The sequence below is a fragment of the Candidatus Ulvibacter alkanivorans genome, assembly GCF_003333325.1.
Lineage (GTDB): Bacteria > Bacteroidota > Bacteroidia > Flavobacteriales > Flavobacteriaceae > Ulvibacter_A > Ulvibacter_A alkanivorans.
In genome coordinates, this window is sequence record NZ_QOLC01000096.1 from 48,119 (window position 1) to 72,056 (window position 23,938).

At 40.4% G+C, this 23,938-nt stretch carries 28 protein-coding genes and 1 tRNA gene; 6 read left to right on the forward strand and 23 right to left on the reverse strand.

Annotation, left to right across the window (positions count from 1 at the left end; translation table 11 throughout):
* Positions 1–161 precede the first annotated feature (161 nt).
* From DWA30_RS13505 to DWA30_RS10410, 21 genes are all read right to left on the reverse strand, one after another.
* Positions 162–2,267 carry an ATP-binding protein gene (locus DWA30_RS13505; protein WP_245933900.1) on the reverse strand — a complete coding sequence of 702 codons (2,106 nt, stop codon included), beginning with the start codon at positions 2,265–2,267 and terminating at the stop codon, positions 162–164.
* A 62-nt stretch (positions 2,268–2,329) separates the two neighbouring features.
* Positions 2,330–2,746, reverse strand: a complete 417-nt coding sequence (locus tag DWA30_RS10315; RefSeq protein ID WP_210725402.1) for an arsenate reductase ArsC — start codon at positions 2,744–2,746, stop codon at positions 2,330–2,332.
* Between the two features lie 12 nt (positions 2,747–2,758).
* Positions 2,759–3,250 carry a DUF6428 family protein gene (locus DWA30_RS10320; RefSeq protein ID WP_114492461.1) on the reverse strand — a complete coding sequence of 164 codons (492 nt, stop codon included), beginning with the start codon at positions 3,248–3,250 and terminating at the stop codon, positions 2,759–2,761.
* A gap of 4 nt (positions 3,251–3,254) precedes the next feature.
* Complete coding sequence (locus DWA30_RS10325) at positions 3,255–3,614, reverse strand: ArsR/SmtB family transcription factor (protein ID WP_114492462.1); 360 nt, start codon at positions 3,612–3,614, stop codon at positions 3,255–3,257.
* A gap of 112 nt (positions 3,615–3,726) precedes the next feature.
* A complete protein-coding gene (locus tag DWA30_RS10330; protein ID WP_114492463.1) occupies positions 3,727–4,125 on the reverse strand; it encodes a TM2 domain-containing protein in 399 nt (132 codons plus the stop codon).
* A 17-nt stretch (positions 4,126–4,142) separates the two neighbouring features.
* Positions 4,143–4,505 (reverse strand): TM2 domain-containing protein, encoded by a 363-nt coding sequence (locus DWA30_RS10335; RefSeq protein ID WP_114492464.1) that lies wholly within the window; start codon positions 4,503–4,505, stop codon positions 4,143–4,145.
* A 77-nt stretch (positions 4,506–4,582) separates the two neighbouring features.
* Positions 4,583–4,969: a VOC family protein gene (locus tag DWA30_RS10340; RefSeq protein ID WP_114492465.1), complete on the reverse strand. Its 387-nt coding sequence runs from the start codon at positions 4,967–4,969 to the stop codon at positions 4,583–4,585.
* A gap of 1 nt (position 4,970) precedes the next feature.
* Entirely contained in the window at positions 4,971–5,927 is a 957-nt protein-coding gene (locus DWA30_RS10345) for a 2-hydroxyacid dehydrogenase (RefSeq protein WP_114492466.1), read from the reverse strand.
* A gap of 3 nt (positions 5,928–5,930) precedes the next feature.
* Positions 5,931–6,296, reverse strand: coding sequence for a cupin domain-containing protein (locus DWA30_RS10350; protein ID WP_114492467.1), 366 nt, complete (start codon positions 6,294–6,296; stop codon positions 5,931–5,933).
* Between the two features lie 10 nt (positions 6,297–6,306).
* Positions 6,307–6,699: an acyl-CoA thioesterase gene (locus DWA30_RS10355; RefSeq protein ID WP_245933901.1), complete on the reverse strand. Its 393-nt coding sequence runs from the start codon at positions 6,697–6,699 to the stop codon at positions 6,307–6,309.
* Positions 6,696–8,045, reverse strand: coding sequence for a magnesium transporter (gene mgtE, locus DWA30_RS10360; RefSeq protein WP_114492469.1), 1,350 nt, complete (start codon positions 8,043–8,045; stop codon positions 6,696–6,698). Before mgtE ends, DWA30_RS10355 begins: the two co-directional genes overlap by 4 nt.
* Complete coding sequence (rsmA, locus tag DWA30_RS10365) at positions 8,023–8,859, reverse strand: 16S rRNA (adenine(1518)-N(6)/adenine(1519)-N(6))-dimethyltransferase RsmA (RefSeq protein ID WP_114492470.1); 837 nt, start codon at positions 8,857–8,859, stop codon at positions 8,023–8,025. The genes mgtE and rsmA overlap by 23 nt, the downstream gene beginning before the upstream one ends.
* A complete protein-coding gene (locus DWA30_RS10370) occupies positions 8,849–9,157 on the reverse strand; it encodes a DUF4286 family protein (RefSeq protein ID WP_114492471.1) in 309 nt (102 codons plus the stop codon). Before DWA30_RS10370 ends, rsmA begins: the two co-directional genes overlap by 11 nt.
* Positions 9,158–9,817 carry a hypothetical protein gene (locus DWA30_RS10375; RefSeq protein ID WP_114492472.1) on the reverse strand — a complete coding sequence of 220 codons (660 nt, stop codon included), beginning with the start codon at positions 9,815–9,817 and terminating at the stop codon, positions 9,158–9,160.
* 8 nt (positions 9,818–9,825) lie between these two features.
* Complete coding sequence (locus DWA30_RS10380; protein WP_114492509.1) at positions 9,826–11,607, reverse strand: tetratricopeptide repeat protein; 1,782 nt, start codon at positions 11,605–11,607, stop codon at positions 9,826–9,828.
* A 128-nt stretch (positions 11,608–11,735) separates the two neighbouring features.
* On the reverse strand, positions 11,736–13,007 hold the full coding sequence (serS, locus tag DWA30_RS10385) for a serine--tRNA ligase (RefSeq protein WP_114492473.1): 1,272 nt from the start codon (positions 13,005–13,007) through the stop codon (positions 11,736–11,738).
* A 51-nt stretch (positions 13,008–13,058) separates the two neighbouring features.
* Positions 13,059–14,432 carry an HTTM domain-containing protein gene (locus tag DWA30_RS10390; RefSeq protein ID WP_114492474.1) on the reverse strand — a complete coding sequence of 458 codons (1,374 nt, stop codon included), beginning with the start codon at positions 14,430–14,432 and terminating at the stop codon, positions 13,059–13,061.
* Entirely contained in the window at positions 14,425–15,366 is a 942-nt protein-coding gene (locus DWA30_RS10395) for a bifunctional riboflavin kinase/FAD synthetase (protein ID WP_114492475.1), read from the reverse strand. The genes DWA30_RS10390 and DWA30_RS10395 overlap by 8 nt, the downstream gene beginning before the upstream one ends.
* Before the next feature lies 1 nt (position 15,367).
* Complete coding sequence (gene pth, locus DWA30_RS10400; RefSeq protein ID WP_114492476.1) at positions 15,368–16,000, reverse strand: aminoacyl-tRNA hydrolase; 633 nt, start codon at positions 15,998–16,000, stop codon at positions 15,368–15,370.
* Positions 16,001–16,081: 81 nt separating this feature from the next.
* Positions 16,082–16,735, reverse strand: coding sequence for a 50S ribosomal protein L25/general stress protein Ctc (locus DWA30_RS10405; RefSeq protein WP_114492477.1), 654 nt, complete (start codon positions 16,733–16,735; stop codon positions 16,082–16,084).
* Between the two features lie 121 nt (positions 16,736–16,856).
* On the reverse strand, positions 16,857–17,798 hold the full coding sequence (locus tag DWA30_RS10410; RefSeq protein WP_114492478.1) for a ribose-phosphate pyrophosphokinase: 942 nt from the start codon (positions 17,796–17,798) through the stop codon (positions 16,857–16,859).
* Between the two features lie 119 nt (positions 17,799–17,917).
* Between DWA30_RS10410 and DWA30_RS10415 the strand changes: the two genes are divergently transcribed.
* The 5 genes from DWA30_RS10415 (at position 17,918) to DWA30_RS10435 (ending at position 20,367) form a co-directional block, all read left to right on the forward strand.
* Positions 17,918–17,999: transfer RNA gene (locus DWA30_RS10415), tRNA-Leu, on the forward strand.
* Positions 18,000–18,031: 32 nt separating this feature from the next.
* Positions 18,032–18,262: a GIY-YIG nuclease family protein gene (locus DWA30_RS10420; RefSeq protein WP_114492479.1), complete on the forward strand. Its 231-nt coding sequence runs from the start codon at positions 18,032–18,034 to the stop codon at positions 18,260–18,262.
* A 96-nt stretch (positions 18,263–18,358) separates the two neighbouring features.
* Entirely contained in the window at positions 18,359–18,589 is a 231-nt protein-coding gene (locus DWA30_RS10425) for a GIY-YIG nuclease family protein (RefSeq protein WP_114492479.1), read from the forward strand.
* A gap of 96 nt (positions 18,590–18,685) precedes the next feature.
* The gene (locus DWA30_RS13565) at positions 18,686–18,829 is read left to right on the forward strand and encodes a GIY-YIG nuclease family protein (RefSeq protein WP_317048349.1); all 144 of its coding nucleotides are present in this window, start codon (positions 18,686–18,688) and stop codon (positions 18,827–18,829) included.
* A gap of 206 nt (positions 18,830–19,035) precedes the next feature.
* Entirely contained in the window at positions 19,036–20,367 is a 1,332-nt protein-coding gene (locus DWA30_RS10435; protein WP_114492480.1) for a TlpA family protein disulfide reductase, read from the forward strand.
* Between the two features lie 8 nt (positions 20,368–20,375).
* Here DWA30_RS10435 and DWA30_RS10440 read toward each other — a convergent pair whose 3' ends face one another.
* The gene (locus DWA30_RS10440) at positions 20,376–20,735 is read right to left on the reverse strand and encodes a YraN family protein (protein WP_114492481.1); all 360 of its coding nucleotides are present in this window, start codon (positions 20,733–20,735) and stop codon (positions 20,376–20,378) included.
* Positions 20,736–20,794: 59 nt separating this feature from the next.
* Positions 20,795–21,694 (reverse strand): S66 peptidase family protein, encoded by a 900-nt coding sequence (locus DWA30_RS10445; protein WP_114492482.1) that lies wholly within the window; start codon positions 21,692–21,694, stop codon positions 20,795–20,797.
* A gap of 74 nt (positions 21,695–21,768) precedes the next feature.
* On the opposite strand from DWA30_RS10445, the gene metG reads away from it, so the two are divergent.
* Positions 21,769–23,862: a methionine--tRNA ligase gene (gene metG / locus DWA30_RS10450; protein ID WP_114492483.1), complete on the forward strand. Its 2,094-nt coding sequence runs from the start codon at positions 21,769–21,771 to the stop codon at positions 23,860–23,862.
* Positions 23,863–23,938 lie beyond the last annotated feature (76 nt).

Genomic DNA, 23,938 nt, shown 5'->3' on the forward strand with positions numbered 1-23,938 from the left:
AATCCGATGATTGGTCTATTTTTATTGAAGAAATGTAGTTTTAGACCAAATCAAATCTCGCATACGTTAAAACAGCGCTACTATTATAATGTTTCTTAAGTTCAATCAGCCCAACGAAACTAGCGCCTTAATGATGCATGATATGGAAGATATTCTAGCTATTATTTGGTCGCCGGCAATGCTAGTGTAAAGGTAGTTCCTTGCCCTTCTTTTGAAACAACGGTAAGTTCACCACCATGGGCCGTTACAATATCATAGCTAAGACTAAGGCCCAATCCTGTCCCTTCCCCTGTGGGCTTGGTGGTATAAAATGGTTGAAAGATCTTATCGATGATTTTCTTTGGAATCCCGTTCCCATTATCGGTCACTTCTATGCGGATCCAATTTTCCAATTTTTTGGTACGAACGCTAACTTCCGGTTTATAGTTTTTATCTGCTGTTGTTCGCGTCTGCTCCCTTACAGCGTAAAATGCATTGGTCACCAAATTTAACACAACCCTTCCCAGATCTTGAGGTACGGCTTGGATGGTATCGATCTTTTCGTCGTAATCGGTTACGAGATTCACATTAAAACTTTTATCCTTCGCGCGTAACCCATGATAGGATAGGCGCAGGTATTCATCGGCTAATTTATTAATGTTGACAGCTTCTCGCTCTCCGGTGTTCGTTCTACTGTGCTGCAACATCCCTTTTACAATTCCTTCGGCCCGTTGCCCGTGATGTAAGATCTTCTGCAGATTGGTATCTATATCTGAAATAAGTGCATTGATCTCTTCGGAATCTCCTTTTGCTATTTCTTCTTTCAATTCTTCAATGAGTTCGGTGTTCACTTCGGAAAAGTTATTGACAAAATTCAACGGATTCTGGATTTCGTGTGCAATGCCCGCCGTGAGTTCTCCCAGTGATGCCATTTTTTCAGATTGAATGAGTTGCGCTTGCGCTGCTTTTAGGTCGGTGATCGATTTCGAAAGTGCCTTATTAGTTTCTTCTACGGTCTTGCGCTTTTCATCGAGCTCACGATTCAGTTTTGCCAAAGCCTGTCGCTTTCGCCTAATATTCCGAAGTGAAAAGAACATAAACAAAAGCAATCCTGCTAATAATATTCCGATACCGATATAAAGAAACTGAATTTTGCGCTGGCGATCGATACGTTCCTGCTGCTCACTAATGGTAGCTTCCTTCTTATCGGTCTCATACTTGATTTGCAACTCAGACTGCAATCTTTTAATGATCGATTGGTTATAGGCTTCACGTTCTCTTGTGTAGAGGATATCGTATTCTAACGATTTTTTATAATCTTCCAGCATCTCATACGCAATGGAGGTATGCATGTAATTTTCCCAAAGGTTCTTTGTATTACCACTGGCCTTCATTATATCGATGGCTTGTAAAAGATAGGGAAGTGCGCTGCGGTACTCCTCCTGCATTAGGTGAACATGCCCAATATTTCCCAAGGCCGCACTGTACATGCCGGAATTATTTATTTCACCTGCGGCAGTAAGGCTCGCCTTATAATCTATCATGGCGTCATTAAATCGCTCTAGATATTTATAAATATTTCCTCTGGTATTCCTGCTGCTTATAAAATCGATATCGCTAATGTTGGCATCGATAAGAATAGCGACGGCCTTTTCGGCATTAGGTAAGGCTGCTTCAGGTTCTTCATTAAATAGCTGGTTGTTTGCTAAATAGCGATAGGCTTTGGCAAGGGTTCTTGGCTCATTTTTGTCCTCGAGCAATTGTATCGCATTTCTGGCATATTCCATGCCCTTGTCGTACACATCTTGATAATAAAAAAGGTCACTTAGCCTAAGATACGCTTCCGCAGTACCCAACACATCCTCTTCAGCTTCATAAAGCTGTAATGCCTTTAGCGCATAAGGTTCTGCCTTGTTATATTGCGCTCTTGCCTTATAACTATCTTCATACAATAAGTACGTTCTAGCCTCAAGACGTTTGTTGTTTAACTGTTTGGATAGGGCTTCAGACTTGTTCAAATAGAACAATGTAGAATCGATCGTCTTGGCGCCTTGATGCCATTCTGCTAGTTCGAGATACGCTTGAATGCGTTCTACAGATTTTGCTTCCGAAGTGCGAACCGCTTCAAACATTCTTTTGCGAATCGCAGTAGAATCAATTGTATTACCATTTATATTCTTGACCCAACTTGGTAGACTATCTAAAACTACGGATTCCTCTTGGGTGTTTTGAGCGACTATGTTTGGCACGAAAAGCGCCAAAGCACATAGAATTAGATAATATTTCATACCGGAAGCTTTTGATTAGCAGCCCTCTAAAGGTATGAAATTAAGTGGATTAAATAATTCGATTACAGATTTTGAGCAACGAAGGTCTTACAATAGTCTTTAATTTGATCTCGAGTCTTGGCAAATGCTTTTTTAACTTCAACATTAGTTCCTGAAAGTTTTGAGGGATCACTAAAGTTTTGGTGCAATCGTTTGGCATTAGGTGCCGGGATAAATGGGCAGTTCTCGTTGGCGTGGTCACAAACGGTAATAATAAAATCCCAGTCGATATCTTCGTATTCATCCACGTGGTTTGAGCTGTGGTTAGAAATATCGATCCCGTCCTCGGCCATCGTGGCCACCGCTTTCTGGTTTAACCCATGTGTTTCAATTCCGGCACTGTAAACGGCCGCGCGATTACCGGCAAAATGATCGAGGTATCCGTGAGCCATCTGACTTCTACAACTATTTCCGGTGCAAAGTACAAGTATATTTTTCATCGTATATATTTTTTAACAACATCCACTATCTGGTGTACAACAGCTTGTTTCGGCTACCATCGTTTTTTCTGAAGGCAGGCCACAAGCTTCTTTTGCTTTACACTCTGTTTTCTGAATCGCTAAATTAAGTCTCAATTCGGAACCGTATATTTCATAATCATTAACAAAAAGTTGCGCTGTATGAAATTCTTCATTTCCATATTCAAAACGTACTTCGGAAGCAGAATCATACGATCGCAGACGTCCTACTTTTTTTAATATTCCCAATGCTTTTAACGCACTCATTCCTTCGGTTTTATTTACTTCGGAAGGAGCCTCCCACAGCTGAATGATAGTTTCGTTCCAAGCATCTGTTCGCGCCCCACAATCGACCGAGTCAATTTGAAGGTGTTTTACTTCTGTTATGTGGTAGTTCTTACCAACGAATTTGTTGGTGTCGTATTGAAACATGAGTTCTTTTCCAGAGTGGGTTTCTAATAATGATAAGAGTTCTTGTATTTGCATAGTATTAAATAGTTGGAGAACAACATTTTTGTTCGGTGGTTTCGAAAAAATTATGAAATAGTTCTTTAAGGTCGCACAACCTCGATTTATTAATAAAATATAACTGGTTCTTACCTTTGAACCTACTTTGTAACAGCCCTGCCTTTTTTATTACTTGCAGATGCTGTGATGTGGTTGGCTGCGAGAGTCGGATCTTTTCGGCTATATCTTTGCACAAGCAACCTTCACAATCGCCTATATAGCTTAGAATGGATACACGCGCAGGGTGTGACAGCACTTTTGCCAGTGCTGCTAATCGGTTTTCTTCGGCTGTATGTAAAAAATTCTTTGAGGCTCCCATAGCGACCTGTTTTAACAATAGCATACAATAGGATGTTTAAAACTAGACCCCTATAAGTATATTGCAATATTACGATATTATACCTAAAAAACAATAGCTTTCAGCATAAATCCTTGCTAAAAGCTATTCAGTTTCTCTAGAACCAAGGTTTCTTACCTACTTGGTAGGTGTTGTAAAACTCCTCGTCACTTTTGGTCAAATAGATAATTCCTTCAATTAGCCCTATAATCCCAGGAATGTACATTGTAAACGCCCCAATAATTATACAGGTTAAAGGCAATGAAACTAAAAAGATTCCTAACAAGATGATGCCCTCTTTGTTATACCCTAGTATAAACTTATGAACACCAAAAGTTCCTAAGAAAATGGCTAACAAACCGGCGAGCATTTTTTTATTATCGGCACTGTTCGTTACCTCATTCCAGCTCTCCTTAAATTCGTTGGCAGTGTTTTTAGCTTCTTTCTCAAAAGAATCTGAAGAATCATCCGTTTGCTTTTTAGTACTGTCGAACTCTTCGTTGGTATTTTGCTCCATGTTACTGTTTTTTTAAATTAGAACCAGCCCTTTTTACCTACTTGGTACGTTTGGTAGAACTCTTCGTCACTCTTGGTTAAATAAATAATTCCTACTATCAACCCTATAATACCACCAATTCCACAAGTAACGATGGTAATCACAATTTGAATAATACCTTCTTGCGTATAGCCAAGTATAAACTTATGAATTCCCAGAGAGCCTATTACGATAGCTAAAATTCCGGCGATCATCTTTTTATTCTCCTCACTGTGAGTAACCTCATTCCAGCCTTCTTTAAAATCTTTGGCCGAACTCTTTGCTTCATTTCCTAGGTTGTCTGCACTGTCTTCCATACGTTTTTTAGTGCTGTCATATTCGTTATTTGTATTCTCTTCCATGTTGGTTTTGGTTTAGTTGTTTTTCAAATGTAAAAATTTTTAATTAGCTCTAAGTCATCCTACTCTCACAATTTTTCCTACAAGAACGCTTTGTCTACCGGTTCCCATAGTTCAATTTTGTTTCCTTCGGGGTCAAGAATCCAACCAAACTTGCCGTAATCGTATTCCTCAATCTCCCCTAGAACGGTTACCCCTTCATCTTTTAAGATTGCTAATAATTCGACTAAATTTTCCACTCGAAAATTCATCATAAACTCCTTTTTACTCGGATCGAAATACTTCGTTTCCTCTTTAAACGGACTCCATTGTGTGCTACATTTATTTCCCACTTCATCCTGCCACCAAAAAGTACATCCATACGCATCGGTGTTCAGCCCTAAATGTTTTCCATACCAATCTTTGATGGCATCGGGATCTTTGGTCTTAAAAAAAAATCCACCTAATCCTGTTACTCGCTTTTTCATCCTACTGTTTTTTTTCTGAAAATTGATTTTTAAACTGAATGATCTTCTCGACGATCACCTGTGCTAATTTTTGCTTGCTCTCTACTGTCCATCCCGCCACATGCGGACTTAACACTACATTGTCCATTTCTAATAATTCCTGAAATGCCTTCGGAAGCGTTTTAGAAAACAACGACTCAAACGATGCTTTTTCATATTCTAACACGTCCAATCCTGCTCCTAAAATCTTCCCGTTCTTCAGTGCATCCAACAAGTCGCTGGTAACAACACTCTTGCCACGAGCCGTATTTATAAACCAAAACGGCTTGCTAAAAGCCGCAATAAAATCACTGTTAATCATAGCGTTGGTCTCCGGTGTCAACGGTGTGTGCAAACTCAACACATCGGCCATTTCTTGAAGGGTACGCAACGAGACCTGCGTGGCATTTCGATCACCTACCTCATCCTTAATATCATAACATACTACTGTACAGTCGAATCCTTGCAGTTTTTTTGCAAATGCTTTCCCCATGTTTCCGTAGCCAATAATACCAACAGTCTTACCATCTAATTCTACACCTCGATTCTTTTCTCGATTCCATTGACCGTTCCTTACCTCTTTATCGGCTTGATTCAAGTTGTTGAACAACGATAACAACATTCCTAATGCATGTTCTCCTACTGCATTTCTATTGCCTTCAGGTGCTGCAATAAGATGAACCCCATTTTTCTCAGCATAGGCAAGATCGATATTCTCCAATCCGGCCCCTACTCTCGCAATAAACTTTAGCTTTTTTCCGGCATCCAAAAATGATCTATCAATAGTAAACCTACTGCGAATTACAATACCATCGTAGGCATGAAGCTGAGCTTCTACAGTTTCTTTAGAATCACTGTAGGCTTCCACGTTCTCAAATCCCGCTTTAGCGAGTTGCTCGAGCAATATCGAATGGTTCTTATCTAAATGAAGAATTCTCACCTCTTATATTTTTGGATAACTGGTTTGAGTGCGTTCATGATCTACATCACCGGTATGTTTGGTCGCTAACTTCTCAAAGAGCAATACACACACTTCTTTATCTCCTTGGGACTTCGGACAATGTTCTACACCTTTAGGGACCACAATGATCTCTCCTTGTCTTACAATTTCAACCCTATCTCGAAAATGCATTTCTAATGTTCCCTTCTGAACAAGGAATAATTCATCTTCCTCCTCATGTTTGTGCCACACAAACTCACCTTGAAGTTTGGCCAGTAGTACCTGCATATCGTCTACGACAGCTATTTGATGGGGATGCCATTGTTTGTTGAATTTTGAAAATTTCTCGTTTACGTTTATCGGTTTCAATAGCTTATATTTAGACAAATAAGGTACATATTTCTTCGGAAATTTTTGACGGACGATGTGTTTTTGCATTCACAAAGCACCAAACCGAACTCGCCTCTACGATCGTTTTACCATCACTGGGGCGTTCGATCCTATAACTGCGTTCACTTTTTACGCCTTCGGCAGAGCGAACCCAGGTGCTAATCGATAAGGTTTCCCCTTGAAAGGACGGATTCTTATAAGCTATCGTGTGCTCTAGTACAACCCAAACATGGTCTTCTCTTGTAGATGGATCCGTTTTTGCGATCCAGTGTTTTTCAGCTATATCGATACACCATTGTAGATATGTGACATTGTTTACATGTCCATTGTGATCGATGGCCGATTTGGGAACCCTAAATGTTTCAGAATAAATTTTCTTCAAAATCCAAGCACAACTTTTGAGATATAAAAGAACAGAAAAATTCCGAAGATATCATTGCTGGTAGTGATAAAAGGCCCTGTGGCAATTGCCGGGTCTATTCCTCGTTTGTCTAGAATTATAGGAACAAACGTACCAATTAGGGCGGCGACAATGATCACCGATAACATGGAAGCAGCTATGGTAATACTTACCAATTGTTCTTGCCCAACAATGGTTCCAAAAATAATTACTAAAAGTCCTAATGCAGTTCCGTTAATAAGTGCCAAGCCAACTTCTTTCACCAATCGATTGAACAAACTCCCTTTCACATTGTCATTAGCGAGTCCTTGCACAATGATCGCACTCGATTGCACCCCGACATTTCCTGCCATTGCAGCAATAAGAGGAGTAAAAAAGAAAAGAATGGGAAATTGCTCTAAGGCCTCTTCAAATCCTTGCATGATGTAGACACTCCCCAAACCACCAAACAGCCCTAATACCAACCAAGGCAAGCGGGCGCGGGTGAGTTCCCAAACGCTATCATCGGCTTCGACGACTTGAGAGATACCGGCTGCCATCTGGTAATCCTTTTCAGCTTCATCTTTTATAAAATCAACAATATCGTCTATGGTTATACGTCCCACTAATATGCCTTCCTCATCGATCACAGGAATCGCCTCTAGGTCATACTTTTGCATAATACGCGCTACTTCCTCATTTTCGGTATGTACGGTTACATAATCTACCTTAGGGATGAACACTTCACTAATATGTGCTTTTTCCGAAGCGGTCAAAAGATCTTTTAAGGACAACCTTCCTGTTAATTTTCCTTCTTTATTGGTTACATAGATAGAATGTACCCGAGTTACATTTTTAGCTTGTCGCCGCATTTCACGCACGCATCCTGCGACGGTCCAGGTTTCTTTTACACGAACCAATTCTTTTGCCATAAGCGCACCGGCCGTATCTTCATCGTACTTTAAAAGATCGACAATATCGGCAGCATGGTCTTCGTCAACGATCTGACCAATTACCTTTTGTTGGATATCGTCATCCAGTTCGGCGATAATATCGGCAGCATCATCGGTATCAAGTTCTTCTAATTCTTCTGCGATCTCCTTAGGAGATAAGCGGTCTAATATCTTTTCACGCACATCATCGTCCAGCTCCATTAACGCTTCCGAAGTGATCACCGTCTCCAGCAACTTAATTAAATACGTTGCCTCGTCGCTATTAAGCTCTTCTAAGATCTCGGCTATGTCGGCAAAGTGAAAATCTTGTAATAACTCACGTAAAGCATTTCCATCCTTAATGGCGATGAGCTGCTCTATCTGTTCAAGAAAATCAGTCGTGAGTTGAAATGGCATCGTCGGCTAGTTTTTGGGTTAGCGCAATAAACTGTGCAACCGAAAGTTGTTCCGGGCGCTTTCCAAAGATAGCATCTTCTTTTATTTTAGGCGAAAGATTAAAGCTTTTTAAACTGTTTCGCAATGTTTTTCTTCGCTGCTGAAACGCAGTTTTAACGACCTTAAAAAAGAAAGCGTCCGATACTGGTAACGAATAGTCCTTTTTTCGCAGCAAACGCAGTACACCACTATCTACTTTTGGTGGCGGATTAAAAACACCGGGGGAAACTGTAAATAAATATTCGGCCTCGTAAAAAGCCTGTGTAAGTACCGAGAGGATCCCATACGTCTTACTTCCCTCCTTTTCACAAATTCGCTGTGCTACTTCTTTCTGAAACATTCCCGAAAATTCAGGAATCTGATCGCGATATTCGAGCATCTTAAATACGATCTGTGTAGAAATGTTGTACGGAAAATTACCGGTGATCGCAAAAGGCTCATCTCCGAAGATCTCCCTAAGATCGGTCTTTAAAAAATCGGCTTCCAATACTTGTAAATTGGAATGTTGGTATTCAGCTTCTAGGTAGGTGACCGACTCACTGTCTAATTCCATCGCCACTACATCAACCTCTTTTTCAATTAGATATTTTGTTAGCACGCCCATCCCCGGGCCTACTTCCAACACGTTCGAATATCCTTGGAATTGTAACGTATCGCCTATTTTTCGTGCGATGTGTTCGTCATGTAAAAAATGTTGACCTAAATGCTTTTTTGGGCGAACACGCCCTCCTGATTTCCCTTCGGAAGAACTGTCATTTTGATTTTTACTGCTCATCTATCACCTCTAATTCGGTTCTAAAGGCAACGAATTTTCCCTCAAACGGTTTGCTTTGTGCGCGCAATGTATCGGCATCTTCTTGATAGTATTTCTGAAGCAATTCTTTGCTCTCGGTTCGATATTGAACCGAATAACTAATGCCTCCCATCTCTTCTTCCACCTGAACACGGGTCATAAGGGCCTTAGTGAACTTTCCTGTTGCAAGCATTGCAGGAATATGTCTCTTCTTCATCCAATCAAGCCATTCGTCATGTATCGATTCGTCTATGTTTATGGTTACGTTGTAAATATACATTTATTGATTTTCTAGTTGATGATAGGAAATAAACGTTTCGATCATCCGTAAGGTTTCTTTATTCTGATTAATTCGCATGGCTAAGGTATACCGATATCCGGCCACACTATTTTTGAACAACTTCGTATCGTACACTGCTATGTCCTGTTCTTTGCCTTGAGTAAGATCAAAATGTTCTACTAAATAAGGGTAATAATACTTTTGGTAGGTGTCCATTGTGACCTCATCTATACCTTCGGCCCACCTGTAAAATTCGTATAGCTGAATAATATCATTCTTCAAATCGAAGTCATTAATAAAGCGGACATCTCCCGATGTGACCAACGAATTATACGCATTCTTCTTTAGATACAACGGATTTATCGATAAAATCTGTAGTGAAAGTCTGTTCATGGTGGTAGGATCCTTATCTCCGTTTACTTCAGAAAGCAAAGAATCCATCGCCACCAATAAGGTGTCTGAATATTGAATAGCAGCCTCTAGGTTCTTTCGGTTAAACTCCGATTCATCCAAGATATTTTGAATATGCAATGCGACCGCCTTTTGCTCTTTTCGTTCTTCGGAACAGGTGTTTAATTGAAACGCGATCAAAATACCAATAATGACCACGATAAATTCGAGAAAATGATTAAGCCAGTCTATTTTTCTTTTGGTGGCCATAGGCTTTTCTAATTGATCGCATCACCTCTAAGAGCCCTAAATTTCTTCCTAGCTTCAACAAAATAGATGCTATCTGCAAAATTAAAAATTAGTTGTTCATAATACGCTTTCGCCTTGTCTATGTTGTCTAATTGCTCGTACAACTTAGCCAATCTAAAATGAGCATCGTCAGCTAATATATCATCGCCATAAAAAGTAATCACTTTGTTATAGTTCTCTATTGCTTTTTCAGAATCATTGGTAGCTTCATAAAGTGCTCCTTGTTTGAGCAAGGCTTCGTCTTCGATCGCCTCTCCTTTATGGTTTGTTAGTATGTCATCCAAAAGTGTAATGGCTTCTTTGTTTCGCTTCTGAAGCGCCAACAGATCTGCTCTTGCAAATTTCTTTAATGCGGTTTGTGTAGAGTCTTCCAGTGAATTATCTCGGATCATCAGGCTTAGTTCCATCGCATCGTTAGCAATGAGTTGAGAAGCCGATTTCCGAAGCACATCCAATTGCACTTGTGCCCATTCGAAATCACCTTTATAATAACTGGTTCGCGCAACCTTAAATCGCGCCTCTTGCGATAATCTATCATTCTGAACCATTTTCTGAATTTGTGAATAATAGATCAATGCTTGGTTAAATTTTTCATCGAATACTAAAATATCGGCCAATTCCATTTTAACTCTAGCTTCTTGATAGGTAGACAGTCGTGCTTGGCTTAGCGACTTTAAATTTTCGATGGCCAAGCTTTTCTTACCGGCATTAAACGCTAAAAAATGGTTGTAATCTATTTGTAAAAGATACGTAGAACGATCTCTGCCATAGGTTTCAAACAATTCTTCAAACTGTTTCTCAATACTTGCGTATTCAGAAGGATCGGCAGTTTCAAGCAACACTTGCATTAGGTATTGATGCGCCCTTAGTTTTGCGTCTGCTGTATAGGACTTTTCAATTACAAAATCCAACATATCTAATGCATCCTCATACGATTGCTCACTTATTGCGATCAAGGCTACATCCATTATACCACCAAGATCTTCTTCTCCTAGTCGTTTGTAAATTGCTTTTTCTTGTGTAAAGGCTTTTTTAAATTCCTTCTGCTGAATGAAAAGCCAGCTCAACAACTCATTGTACAGTATATCCGGGTCTTGTTGGAGCCGTTGTAAGAGCACCTTTCTTAAAATGCTATTTCCTTCGTTGGCCGGGTCTTCATTAATGTACAAACTGAAATTTCGTTGAGCGATGCTTTGATACGACGGATTACTCTGCATTAGGTCGATGTATTTTGTAAACATCTTTTCCAGCTTTCCTTGCTCTCCATAGATACGTGCCAACTGTCCGTTGAAATCACGCTCCGGATCCAGTATCATCGCTTTCTCATAGGTCTCTACGGCTTCATCCAGTAAACTGTATTTGCTAAATGAGGCTCCAATTGTATATGCGTAACTAGGATTGATTTGTAAAAATTCTATCGCTTGGTCGTAGTAGGTTTGCGCCTCTTGGTCTTTGTTCTGAAGCGCTGCATTATAACCAAGCTCGATCAATATTTGCGGATTGGTATTACGGCCCTGAACTCGACTTTTTAATAGGGTTTCTGCTTCGGAAAAATTCTCTAATTGTTGATTGGCTTCAACCATTTTCAGAAGAAAATCCATACGCCCGGGTTGCTGCTTACGCAGTTTTTCGTACAACACCAGTGCTTTTTCAAACTCGCCTTGTTCAAAATAATTCTTGGCCAGTAGGTCGTTTTGAGCAAGGCCTTCAGAAGCAAACAGAATCAGTAATAAAAATATGAGAATGCGCATGTTGTAAATATAACGAATAGAATTCTCATTGCGTACATCAAAAACGAAGCCGTATTTAGCAGTTTTTTTAAGAACAACCACAATGGTGTTCAAATTAAGTAGTAGTGATTAGCGTTTCTATGCAGAAATTAATCGATGATATCGAAACCACAATAGGGAACCAACACCTCAGGGATTTTGATACCATTAGGAGTCTGGCAGTTTTCAAGGATTCCTGCCAATACACGCGGTAACGCCAATGCACTTCCGTTTAAAGTATGCACGAGTTGATTTTTCCCATCGCTGTCCTTAAAACGAAGCTTCAATCGATTGGCTTGAAAGGTCTCAAAATTGGATACTGAAGAAATTTCCAACCATCGATCTTGAGCGGTAGAAAATACCTCAAAGTCGTAGGTGAGTGCACTAGTAAATCCGAGATCACCACCGCATAAACGCAGGATTCGATACGGCAGTTTTAACTCACGCAAAATTCCTTTTACATGTTCTACCATTCCATCTAAGGCTTCATAACTAGCATCAGGATGTTCTATGCGTACAATTTCGACCTTGTCAAATTGATGCAGTCTGTTCAATCCTCGAACATGTGCCCCATAACTTCCGGCTTCTCTTCTAAAACATGGGGTATATCCTGTACACGTTATAGGCAGTTCGTTGTGCATAAGCAGATCGCCTCTAAACATATTGGTAACAGGGACTTCTGCTGTTGGAATTAAATATAGGTCATCGGCTGTTATATGGTACATCTGACCTTCTTTATCGGGTAACTGACCCGTACCAAAACCAGAAGCTTCATTGACCATATGAGGCACTTGAAACTCGGTATAGCCCGCTTCAATATTTTTATCTAAGAAATAACTAATTAAGGCACGTTGCAAACGTGCCCCTTTCCCCTTGTACACAGGAAAACCCGCACCGGTGATCTTAACCCCCAACTCAAAATCGATGATGTCGTACTTTTTAGCCAGTTCCCAATGAGGAAGTGCTTCTGTATCTAAGGTTGGGATTTCACCTTCACGAAAGGTTTCTTCATTGTCATTCTCATCGGTTCCGGCCGGCACCAATTTATGAGGTATGTTAGGTATAGTATACAACAGTAGTTGCAGTTCTTCGGAAGCAGCCGAAAGTTGTTCAGAGAGTATCTTTGACGTTTCTTTAAGCGTCACCGTTCGCTCCTTTAATGCATTCGCTTTTTCGGTTTCTCCCGTTTGAAATAATTTACCAATCTCTTTCGAATACGAATTAGATTGCGCCAATGTCTCATCGAGTTTAGCTTGAGTGCTTCTTCGAAGGCTATCGGCCGCCAAGACCTTGTCAAAAGTTTCAGAAACATCAAGCCCTCTTTTAGAAAGTGCTTTGATATATTCTTCCTTATTCTCTTGTATCTCGTGAACCTGTAACATAATGGGTGCGATTTTAAGACAGCAAAGGTAGTAAAATTGGTCTTCTAAGCCCTATTCACGGTTGTTTTTTAGCGGGGATAATTTTAGGTTGCGATCAACCTTTTTCTTGTGATAATCGTCTGGTGAAGGTAGGATCCAATCGTGATGACTAAAGTGTTTCCATTCTTCTGCAGAAAGATCGACCGTAGGATCTATAAGTTGATGTCTTTGTCCCCCATTCACCTTTACGAACACATTCATATATACCTCAACATCACGTCCCTTCTCGGCCTCAATTTGTTCTATTCGTTGTGCCAATTGCCAAAGCATGTCGGGTTTCGATTTTACCGATCTGCGTTGCTTTCTACTTAGAAGTGCTGCATAATTGTATGCGGTAAGTGAGTCGCTCCCTTTATCTTTTACGTTTACGGTAAGCGTTGCGGCTTTAGCGCGAAGCATCATCCGCCAACTTAGTCGGTGCCCTTCTTCTGTCCATAGTACATCGTCCGGGAATGTCCAGTGACGTAATGGCAAGGCTATTTGAACTATAAAATAGAGCGAAAAAACACCTATGATGAGATTTCGATGCTTGGGAACAATTACCCATTCTTCGGAAAAGGTTGGTTTTTTAGGCAGGAACCGCTTCCGAAGCAATTCTGGAGAAAAGAAAAATAGAGCAAATGCGATCGACATATAGGGAAAGATCCCTATTTGAAATACCACCGAATTGAACAAATGAAAGAATATTGAGATGATAAATCCTAACATTCGCGTACGTTTCCATAGCAATAAAGGAACGATAAGCAGATCGAATAATATGCCCACATAAACAATACCCCAATGCACCCACTCCAATTGTAACACATCGCCAATGAGCCAGTAGTCGCTTTTACCACGCATAAAGAGCGCGGCTACAGTACCGTCCAACCAATCGGGATACCATTTTGCTACCGAAGCATAGGTATAAACGATCCATACTTGAAGTATGAGCACCCATAAGACCCAACGCGGCATGACCAGCGAACGGATCTTTTTATTCAATCTTGCGTCTAAAGAAAACCATCGATGTGCCGGTAAAAAGACCATGATCCAACATAACAACATTAATAAGTAATAGTGATTGTTGTATGAGGTCTTTTGCATGAGATAAACACAAGTCCACATAAGGGCGTAGCACGCCATGCTGAATCTGTATTTATATCCTACCATAACGAGCACTCCAAAGATCCCCATTAGGACAAAATAAAAATACATACCGTTACCAGGTAGCGGCTGTAAGAAATCGAAGCCAATGAAGTTAAATGTAAATTCAGGTTCGATAAGGGTACGGCGCAACCAGCCGGTCGCGATTGCTCCAAAAGCTTCTATCGCAATTAACAAACCAAACACTACTCGAAACAAGACGAGGCCGGTGTTATCTATATATTTAAAAAGAAATTTATTCAAGTTTTCCTATATAATCTCTGGCAAATCGTTCGTCTTTTTTGATCGCAGCTATAAGTTCTTGTTCGGCTTTGGCGCCTTCAAATTTGATCTCGTCACGAATATGCGTTAAAAATTCGATGCGAAGCGGTTGATTGTACAAATGTTTGTCTATATCTAAGAAATACGTTTCAATAGTCGTCTCCTTACCACCAACTGTGGGATTGGTACCAATACTGGTAATCCCGTATACGCGTTCGTTATCGATCATAGCCTGCACCACATAGACTCCTTTCTTAGGGATCAATTTATAAGGGGCGTCCACTTTTAGATTTGCTGTTGGAAATCCCCAAGTTCGACCCTTTGCTTTTCCGGGTACTACAACTCCACTCAGCATAAAAGGGTATCCTAAATAGTTATTTGCGGTGGTTATATCACCGGCATTTAAGGCTTTTCGAATCTTGGTACTGCTCACCGCGACTTCATCCAGCTCTTGTGCGCTTATTTCTTCGACCTCGAAGCCATAGGTGATTCCAAACTCCTTTAGATCGTCAATATTAGCAGTTCTATTTCGACCAAAACGATGATCGTATCCAATAATGATCTTTTTTGCTTTTAGTGTATTCACGAGGATATCTCGTACGTATTCCAAGGCAGTTAAGCGAGAAAACGCATTGGTAAAAGGGTGGATAATCAAATGGTCCAAGCCTAATGCTTCGAGTTGTTCTTTTTTTTCGGCTATCGTATTTATGAGTTTCAGATCACTATCGGGTTGCAACACCATACGAGGATGGGGAAAAAAAGTAAGCAACACCGAATCTAGATCATTTTTATCGGCAGAAGTGATAAGTCGTTTTAATATTGCCTTATGACCAATATGTACCCCGTCGAAGGTTCCAATGGTAACCACACTCTTACGGTCGTTCTTATATTTAGCGGCACCTGCGTATTCTTCCATCTTAGGTTCCGTTAAATTGATTCATAGTATTCTTCACTCCAGCAAGTCCAAACGATTCGATAACTTGTACGCTTTTTTCCAATCGTTCTTGAAGTTTATCTTCCTCTTCCGGTGACCATTCTCCTAAAACGTAGTCCACTTGACGACCCTTGGTAAAAGCATCACTAATTCCAAATCTAAATCGGTTATAGTTTGTGGTTTGTAAGGTATGCTGAATATCTTTAAGTCCGTTATGCCCGCCGTCACTTCCTTTTGTTTTTACGCGAATCGTTCCGAAGGGAAGATTCAGATCATCGGTAACCACTAATAGGTTATCCAGCGGGATCTTTTCTTTTTGCAACCAATATTGTACAGCTTTTCCGCTTAAATTCATATACGTACTAGGTTTCAAAAGCAAAAAACTCCTACCTTTCTTTTTATGTACGGTAATTGCGCCTAGTTTTTGGGTTTCCCATGGTAAGGATTCGGTTTCAGCTAAATGGTCTAAGATCTTAAAACCGATATTGTGTCGCGTATGTTCGTATTTGGGGCCAATATTTCCCAAGCCCGCTATGAGGAATTTTTTCATAGGATCATCTTCCGTGATGAATTGTTTTGTTTCTGAAGAAAATAATTTTCTAAAAAATGAAAGCATTTGGGAGTCATTTCTTCAGTAAAAATAAAAAAAGCATCCCGAATTAACGGAATGCTTTTGATATATCTTGCAATTAGGAATTTATTCCTTAACTGCTGCTTCGTCTGAAACTTCAGTTGCAGGTACTTCGTCTGCAGCAACTTCTCCTTCTTCTCCTTCTTCATCTTCATCCACTTCGGTAACAATTGCGGTACGTGATGTTCTCACTTGGCAAATTGTTCTGTTTTCTTCGTGAAGGATTTTGTAGTCATCACTTTGTACAGAGGCTACAGTTCTAATATCTCCAATTTTCATTTCAGTAATATCTACTTCGATGAAATCTGGTAAATTTTCAGGAATAGCTTTTACTCTTAATTTACGATTTACAATTCGCAGTACTCCACCGTTTTTAACTCCTTTAGAGTTTCCAACCACGCGTACAGGAATTTCCATCATCACTTCTTTGTCATCAAATATTTGATAGAAGTCTGCATGTAAGATTCTATCGGTTACAGGGTGAAACTGAATGTCCTGCAAAATAGCATTCACTTTCGTTCCATTGTCTAATTCAAGTACAACTGTATGCACGTCTGGGGTGTACACCAAGCTGTTGAATGAAAGTTCGTCTGCTGAAAAGTGTATTGGTTCATCCCCTCCGTATACCACGCAAGGAACCTTTCCAGCATTACGTAAAGCCTTGGTCGAAACCTTGCCCACGCTTTCTCTTTTAGATCCGTTGATTGTAATTGATTTCATTGTATTTTTTTGAAATTAATAAATCGCTTAGCTTTTAAGCGGCTGCAAATGTAGCGCTTTTTTACCAATAACAGAAGTTGAATACCAAGTTTTTAAGAGAAGATTCTCGTGTAGAAATGGACTACATTAAAAATTTGGAACTAATTGAGTTGTTGTTATGTACACTTAACATAACATCGGCGAAGAGATTGGCACAAGTTAGCACGCGAACCTTAGGGCTTTCTTGTTTTAGTGGGATAGAATCGGTTACGATCAACTCTTCTAATTTCGAATTTTCCAAACGTTCGTAGGCACTTCCAGATAAGATTGGATGAGTACAAATGGCTCGTACACTTATAGCCCCTCGTTCCATCATTAGATCGGCTGCCTTTGTTAATGTGCCTGCCGTATCGACCATATCATCTACTAAGACCACATTCTTACCTTCCACGTCCCCAATAAGCTCCATATGCGAAATTATATTTGCCTTTTCTCGTTGCTTGTAGCAAATTACCACATCACATTCTAGTGCTTTGGAATAGGCATACGCTCTTTTAGAGCCACCCATATCCGGTGAGGCAATGGTAAGATTATCGAGATTCAACTTGCGGAGATACGGTAAGAAGATAGTGGATGCAAACAAGTGGTCCACCGGTTTCTCAAAAAATCCTTGAATTTGATCTGCATGCAAATCCATGGTAATGATCCTTGTAGCACCTGCTGTTTCAAGCATTTTTGCGACCAACTTGGCTGCAATAGGAACCCGAGGCTTGTCTTTTCTGTCTTGTCGTGCCCAGCCAAAATAAGGCAACACAGCCGTAATATGTCGCGCAGACGCACGTTTTGCTGCATCCAGCATTAATAGCATCTCCATTAAATGGTCGCTATTTGGATGCGTAGATCCTATAATAAACACACGGCTTCCACGCACCGACTCTTCAAAAGATGGCTGAAATTCTCCATCACTATAGGTGGAGGTAATAACATTCCCCAAATCGGCTCCAAACGCCTTGGCAATGTCTTTTGCTAGTGACTGACTTTGTTTACAAGCGAAAATCTTAGGGGGTGGCGTAGTGTTGGACATAATAAAGTTGTGTGTTTATACTGTCTGCAAATGTAAAAATTAAATCAGCTGTTTTTTAAAATTTGAAGTATCGATTTACTAACAATTTACAATTAATTGTTTATTTTTGCCTCCCATTTGCCTTGGTGGCGGAATTGGTAGACGCGCTGGATTCAAAATCCAGTTCTTTCGAGAGTGTGGGTTCGATTCCCACCCAAGGTACAGAGAAACTCCCCAGAAAAAGGGGAGTTTTTATGTTTTATGTATATGCCTTATCAAGTATTGAGAGAAAGTATATCTATGTTGGCTTAACCAATAACCTCAATAGAAGAATCGCTCAACACAATAATGGGTATGAAAAAACCACTAAACCCTATCGCCCTTTTTCGTTGATCTTAGTCGAAGAATGTAACACCAGAAAAGAAGCACGGTTACGTGAAAAATATTGGAAATCGGGTAGCGGAAAGGAACAGTTAAAAAAATAAATCACACCTAATTACGCGTGTGGGCCTGCCTGCCGGCAGGCAGGTTCGATTCCCACCCAAGGTACAGAGAAACTCCCCAGAAAAAGGGGAGTTTTTATGTTTTATGTATATGCCTTATCAAGTATTGAGAGAAAGTATATCTATGTTGGCTTAACCAATAACCTCAATAGAAGAATCGCTCAACACAATAATGGGTATGAAAAAACCACTAAACCCTATCGCCCTTTTTCGTTGATCTTAGTCGAAGAATGTAACACCAGAAAAGAAGCACGGTTACGTGAAAAATATTGGAAATCGGGTAGCGGAAAGGAACAGTTAAAAAAATAAATCACACCTAATTACGCGTGTGGGCCTGCCTGCCGGCAGGCAGGTTCGATTCCCACCCAAGGTACAGAGAAACTCCCCAGAAAAAGGGGAGTTTTTATGTTTTATGTGTATGCCTTATCAAGTATTGAGAGAAAATATATCTATGTTGGCTTAACCAATAACCTCAATAGAAGAATTGCTCAACACAATAGTGGGTATGAAAAAACCACTAAACCCTATCGCCCTTTTTCGTTGATCTAAGTCGAAGAATGTAGCACCAGAAAAGAAGCACGGTTTCGTGAAAAATATTGGAAATCAGGTAGCGGAAAAGAAAAACTGAAAAAATAAATCACACCTAATTACGCGTGTAGACCTGCCGGCAGGCAGGCAGGTTCGATTCCCACCCAAGGTACAAAGCTTCAGAATCTCTGAAGCTTTTTTTATGTACTTTAGCCAAAAACCGGAAAATGCGTTCGCTACTATTTTGCTTGCTTCTCATCCCAATGTATGTGTGGTCTCAACATTCAATTCAAGGCACTTTCCCTGTGGCCAAGAAATATAAATTCGTGATTCTGTATCAGGTTACGCCTACCGGGCTTAGCTATACCGCCGACACCAATATAGAAGAAGACGGGAGCTTTCAATTACAGCTGGACGAAAATGCCGCCAAAGGTGTTTACCAATTAGTGTACAGCCTGCCACAAGAAGAATTTAATTTCGAGTTGTTCTATAATGGAGAAGAAGATATTTCTTTTCAGTTCACTGAAGCTGAAGGTGTCTCGTTTACAGCTTCCGAAGAAAACCAGCAATGGCGTACTTACTTTGAGAACTATCAAGCGATCCAAAAAGAGATATCTGAATTATACAAGGCTGAAACCCCTAATAAAGAAAAGATCATGGCAGCCTTCAAACGCCTAAGTCTATTACATAACCAAGCCGAACAAGAATCGGAAGGAATGCTGGCAAATCACTTTATCAAAGCATTTAAATTCTACATACCCAAAAAATTTGAATCTCAAGAAGTTTACGGTCAAAAAGTGATCGATCACTTTTTGGATGCGATCGATTTTAACGATACGGTGATACAAGGCACCACCTTTTTAAGTGATCTCGCCTATGGATATTTAATTGTGTCTTCTAAATTTTTAAACGAACTATACGATTACCAAGCTCCCGCAGACACCCTAGTTGCCAAAATGGATGGTGCCGACCCCGAATTTAAGAAACAGTTGCTCTTTGATATTTGGCAGCAACTGTCTATAAGTGAAGCCTTTTTACCTGCAGCAAATTACATCGCAACAACACATCTTATTCCATTGGCAAAGCAGACGAACGACACCCAACTTGCGAATCAATTATTTACATTTACCAGTCTTTCGATTGGTAGCACTGCGCCTAATTTTTCTTGGGAGACTTCTGAAATGGGTCAAAAAACAACCCAACAGCTGCACGAACTAGATAAGGCAGAAACCTACGTTTTAGTGTTTTGGAGTAGCAGCTGTTCGCATTGCCTACAGGAAATACCGATTTTACATAATTATCTTTCAGTGCTTAACGACAGTAACCTTAAGGTATTGGCCATTGGATTAGAAGAAGATGCCGAAGCATGGCAACAAGCTACCGATTCACTACCCAACTTTACAAATGTGCTAGGGCTTAATAAATGGGATAATGAGATTGGAAATTTATACAACATCTCTGCTACCCCCACCTATTTTGTACTTGATGAAGACAAAACAATAGTGAGCAAACCGGACACCTTAGAATCCTTATTAAAAATAATTACTCCCGAAAAATAGTCTGTTTTCTAAAAGTGATAAAACGCATTTTTAAAATGCTCGATCTTCTCGATATGCCTATTTTTTAAGATGGCAATTATATCGAAACGAACTTCCAAGGTGAGTTCGTTTGTGAGCACATATTCATTGGCTGCTTTTACCAATAATTTGATCTTGCCGGGAGTGACAAATTCTTGAGGGTCTCCAAAAAAGGAACTATTACGAGTTTTTACTTCCAAGATTATTAGCACACTGTTTTTTTGTGCAATGATATCGATCTCTGCTTTTTGAAACCTATAATTGCGCGCTAATATAGAATAGCCTTGTTTCAAAAGATAGTCTACCGCAAGCTGTTCCCCTTGATGGCCCAAGTCGTTATGATTCGCCATTGGTCGAAATTAAGAGGGAGTCGCACGCAACCGAATGTTACTAGTGAAGGAGTGGAAAGTTACAAAAAATTGAGTTCAATTCTCCGATCTGAAACCTCTAACCGAACTTCATTCCCAAATACAAGTGCACGATTATCGGTTACATGCCCGGCCGGAAAGTGAAAACAGAGCGGAAAGTCGTATTCCGATACCGCTTCGGCAACGATCATTTCTGCGGTTTTTCCGAAGGGAATCGTATTGTCGTTCATGTCACTCAATCCGCCAACCACCATGCCTGCTAAATGCTCTAACATTCCATTCCGTTTTAAATTTTGCATCATTCGATCGACATGATATAGATACTCGTCCAAATCTTCTAAAAAAAGAATCTTCCCGTGGGTCTGTATTGCAGAAGCACTCCCACAAAGTGAATACAGTATCGATAAATTCCCTCCTATTAGAGCGCCTTGGGCAGTTCCTGTCCGATTTAATTTTTCTTCGGAAGCAAAGGTTATAGGTTGTAACTTTCCGAACAGTGCTTGCTTTAGTGTCGAAACAGTAGCTTCCGATTTCTTCTCGATCTCTAATGGCATTTGGGCATGCAAGGTGGCTATTCCGAAGGAATGAATATGTGAATGAAGCACCGTAATATCGCTATAACCTACTATCCATTTTGGATATTGTTTGAAGTTAGAAAAATCTAACGCATCGATGATCCGCACCGTACCATATCCCCCACGAGCACACCATATCGCCTTGATCGAAGAATCGTCTAGTGCTTGCTGAAAGTCTTTAATTCGCATTTCATCGTTACCGGCAAACTGCCTATCACTTGCCGCTACGGTTTCGCCCAGCACCACATTTAAACCCCACTCTTTTAATAGATCTAGTGCGGGTTCTAATTCCTGTTTAGCGATTTTTCTTGCGGTTGACACGATAGCAACTGTATCGCCTTTTTTCAAATAAGGTGGTGTGATCATTCAATTTAGAATCTGCGTGAGTTATCGACACAAATTAGCACATTTATACGTAATTTTGTGCTTTTCCAAAAAATATGACGCAATCTCCTAAACGATATACAATCACGGCCGCATTGCCTTACACCAATGGTCCGGTTCATATTGGTCACTTAGCAGGTGTTTATGTGCCTGCCGATATTTACGCCCGATTTCAACGTCTGCAAGGAAAGGACGTAGCCTTTGTATGTGGCAGCGACGAGCACGGTGTGCCAATTACCATTAAGGCCAAAAAAGAAGGGATAACGCCACAACAGGTAGTAGATAAATACCACGCGATTATTAAGCAATCGTTTGAGGACTTCGGAATCACTTTCGATAATTATTCGCGAACTTCTGCTCCTATTCATCACCAAACAGCATCACAGTTCTTTAAAAAATTGTATGAGGATGGTAAATTTGTCGAAGAAGTTACTGAACAATTATACGATGAAGACGCTCAACAATTTTTAGCCGATCGATTCGTGGTTGGAACCTGCCCCAAATGTGGATACGAAGAAAGTTACGGAGATCAATGCGAACAGTGTGGAACTTCCCATAACGCAACCGACCTTATTAATCCCAAAAGTGCAATAAGTGGAAACAAACCGGTGTTAAAAGAGACCAAGCATTGGTTCTTACCGTTGGATAAGTACGAAAGTTGGTTGAAAGATTGGATCGTAAAAGGACATCAAAAAGACTGGAAAACCAATGTGTACGGACAATGTAAATCGTGGATAGATGACGGTTTACGTCCTAGGGCGGTTACTCGTGACTTGGACTGGGGAATCCCCGTTCCCATTGAAGGTGCCGAAGGAAAGGTGCTGTACGTCTGGTTTGACGCACCCATTGGTTATATCTCGGCCACCAAAGAATGGGCAGAACAACAAGGAAAAGATTGGAAACCCTATTGGAAAGCTGAGGATACAAAACTGCTTCATTTTATAGGGAAGGATAATATCGTGTTTCATTGTATTATTTTTCCAAGTATGCTAAAGGCAGACGGGAGCTATACGTTACCCGACAATGTGCCCGCAAACGAGTTTTTAAATCTCGAAGGCAACAAGATCTCAACCAGCAAGAACTGGGCGGTTTGGCTGCATGAATATCTGGAAGATTTTCCCAATCAGCAGGACGTTTTACGCTACGTTTTAACAGCCAATGCACCAGAGACCAAGGACAATGACTTTACTTGGGCCGATTTTCAAGCTAGGAACAACAATGAGTTGGTTGCTGTCTTCGGAAACTTTATAAATCGCGTCGTAGTACTTACTCATAAATATTATAACGGAATTGCTCCGGCGGCATCAAACCTTTCCGAAGTAGATAAAGAAACACTAAAAGAATTACGCGCGTACCCGGAGGTAATTGCCAGCTCATTAGAACGCTACCGTTTTAGAGAAGCACAAGGCAAACTCATGGATCTTGCCCGATTAGGAAACAAGTACCTAGCAGACGAAGAACCGTGGAAATCGATCAAAACCGACGAAGAACGCACCAAGACAGTCATGTATGTTGCACTTCAAATTGCGACCGCATTAAGCGTATTAAGTGAGCCTTTCTTGCCGTTTACATCAACCACCTTAAAACAAATGCTTGGGCTAAATACGGCCCAACAAGATGACAACGGCTCAACCACTAAAAACTTAGGATGGAAGGACATCTCTCAAACCGAGGAACTACTAGCCCCGGGACACACGATCAACAAAGCCGAATTGCTTTTCAGCAAAATAGAAGATACCCAAATACAACAACAACTGGACAAACTAAAAGCCAGTAAAAAAGCAAACGAAATGACGAATGCAACCGTTACTCCGCAAAAGGAGACTATTCAATTTGATGACTTTACAAAACTCGATATGCGCGTAGGTACCATTGTTGAGGCCGAAAAAATGCCAAAGACCAAAAAACTAATGGTGTTAAAGGTCGATACAGGGATAGATGTTCGAACTATTGTTTCGGGAATTGCAGAAAGTTTTACTGCGGAAGAGATCGTAGGTAAACAAGTTACCGTTTTGGTTAATTTGGCACCTCGCCCCTTGCGAGGTGTAGAAAGTCAAGGAATGATACTAATGACCGAAACTCCCGACGGCAAATTACAATTCGTAAACCCGGATGAAAGTGGTGTCACCAACGGAGCCACCATTACTTAATTTTAATATATTGCCCGCCTCAAAAAATTGTACCTAACACAAGTGTACGAACTTACTTATTTTACCGACTAATCGC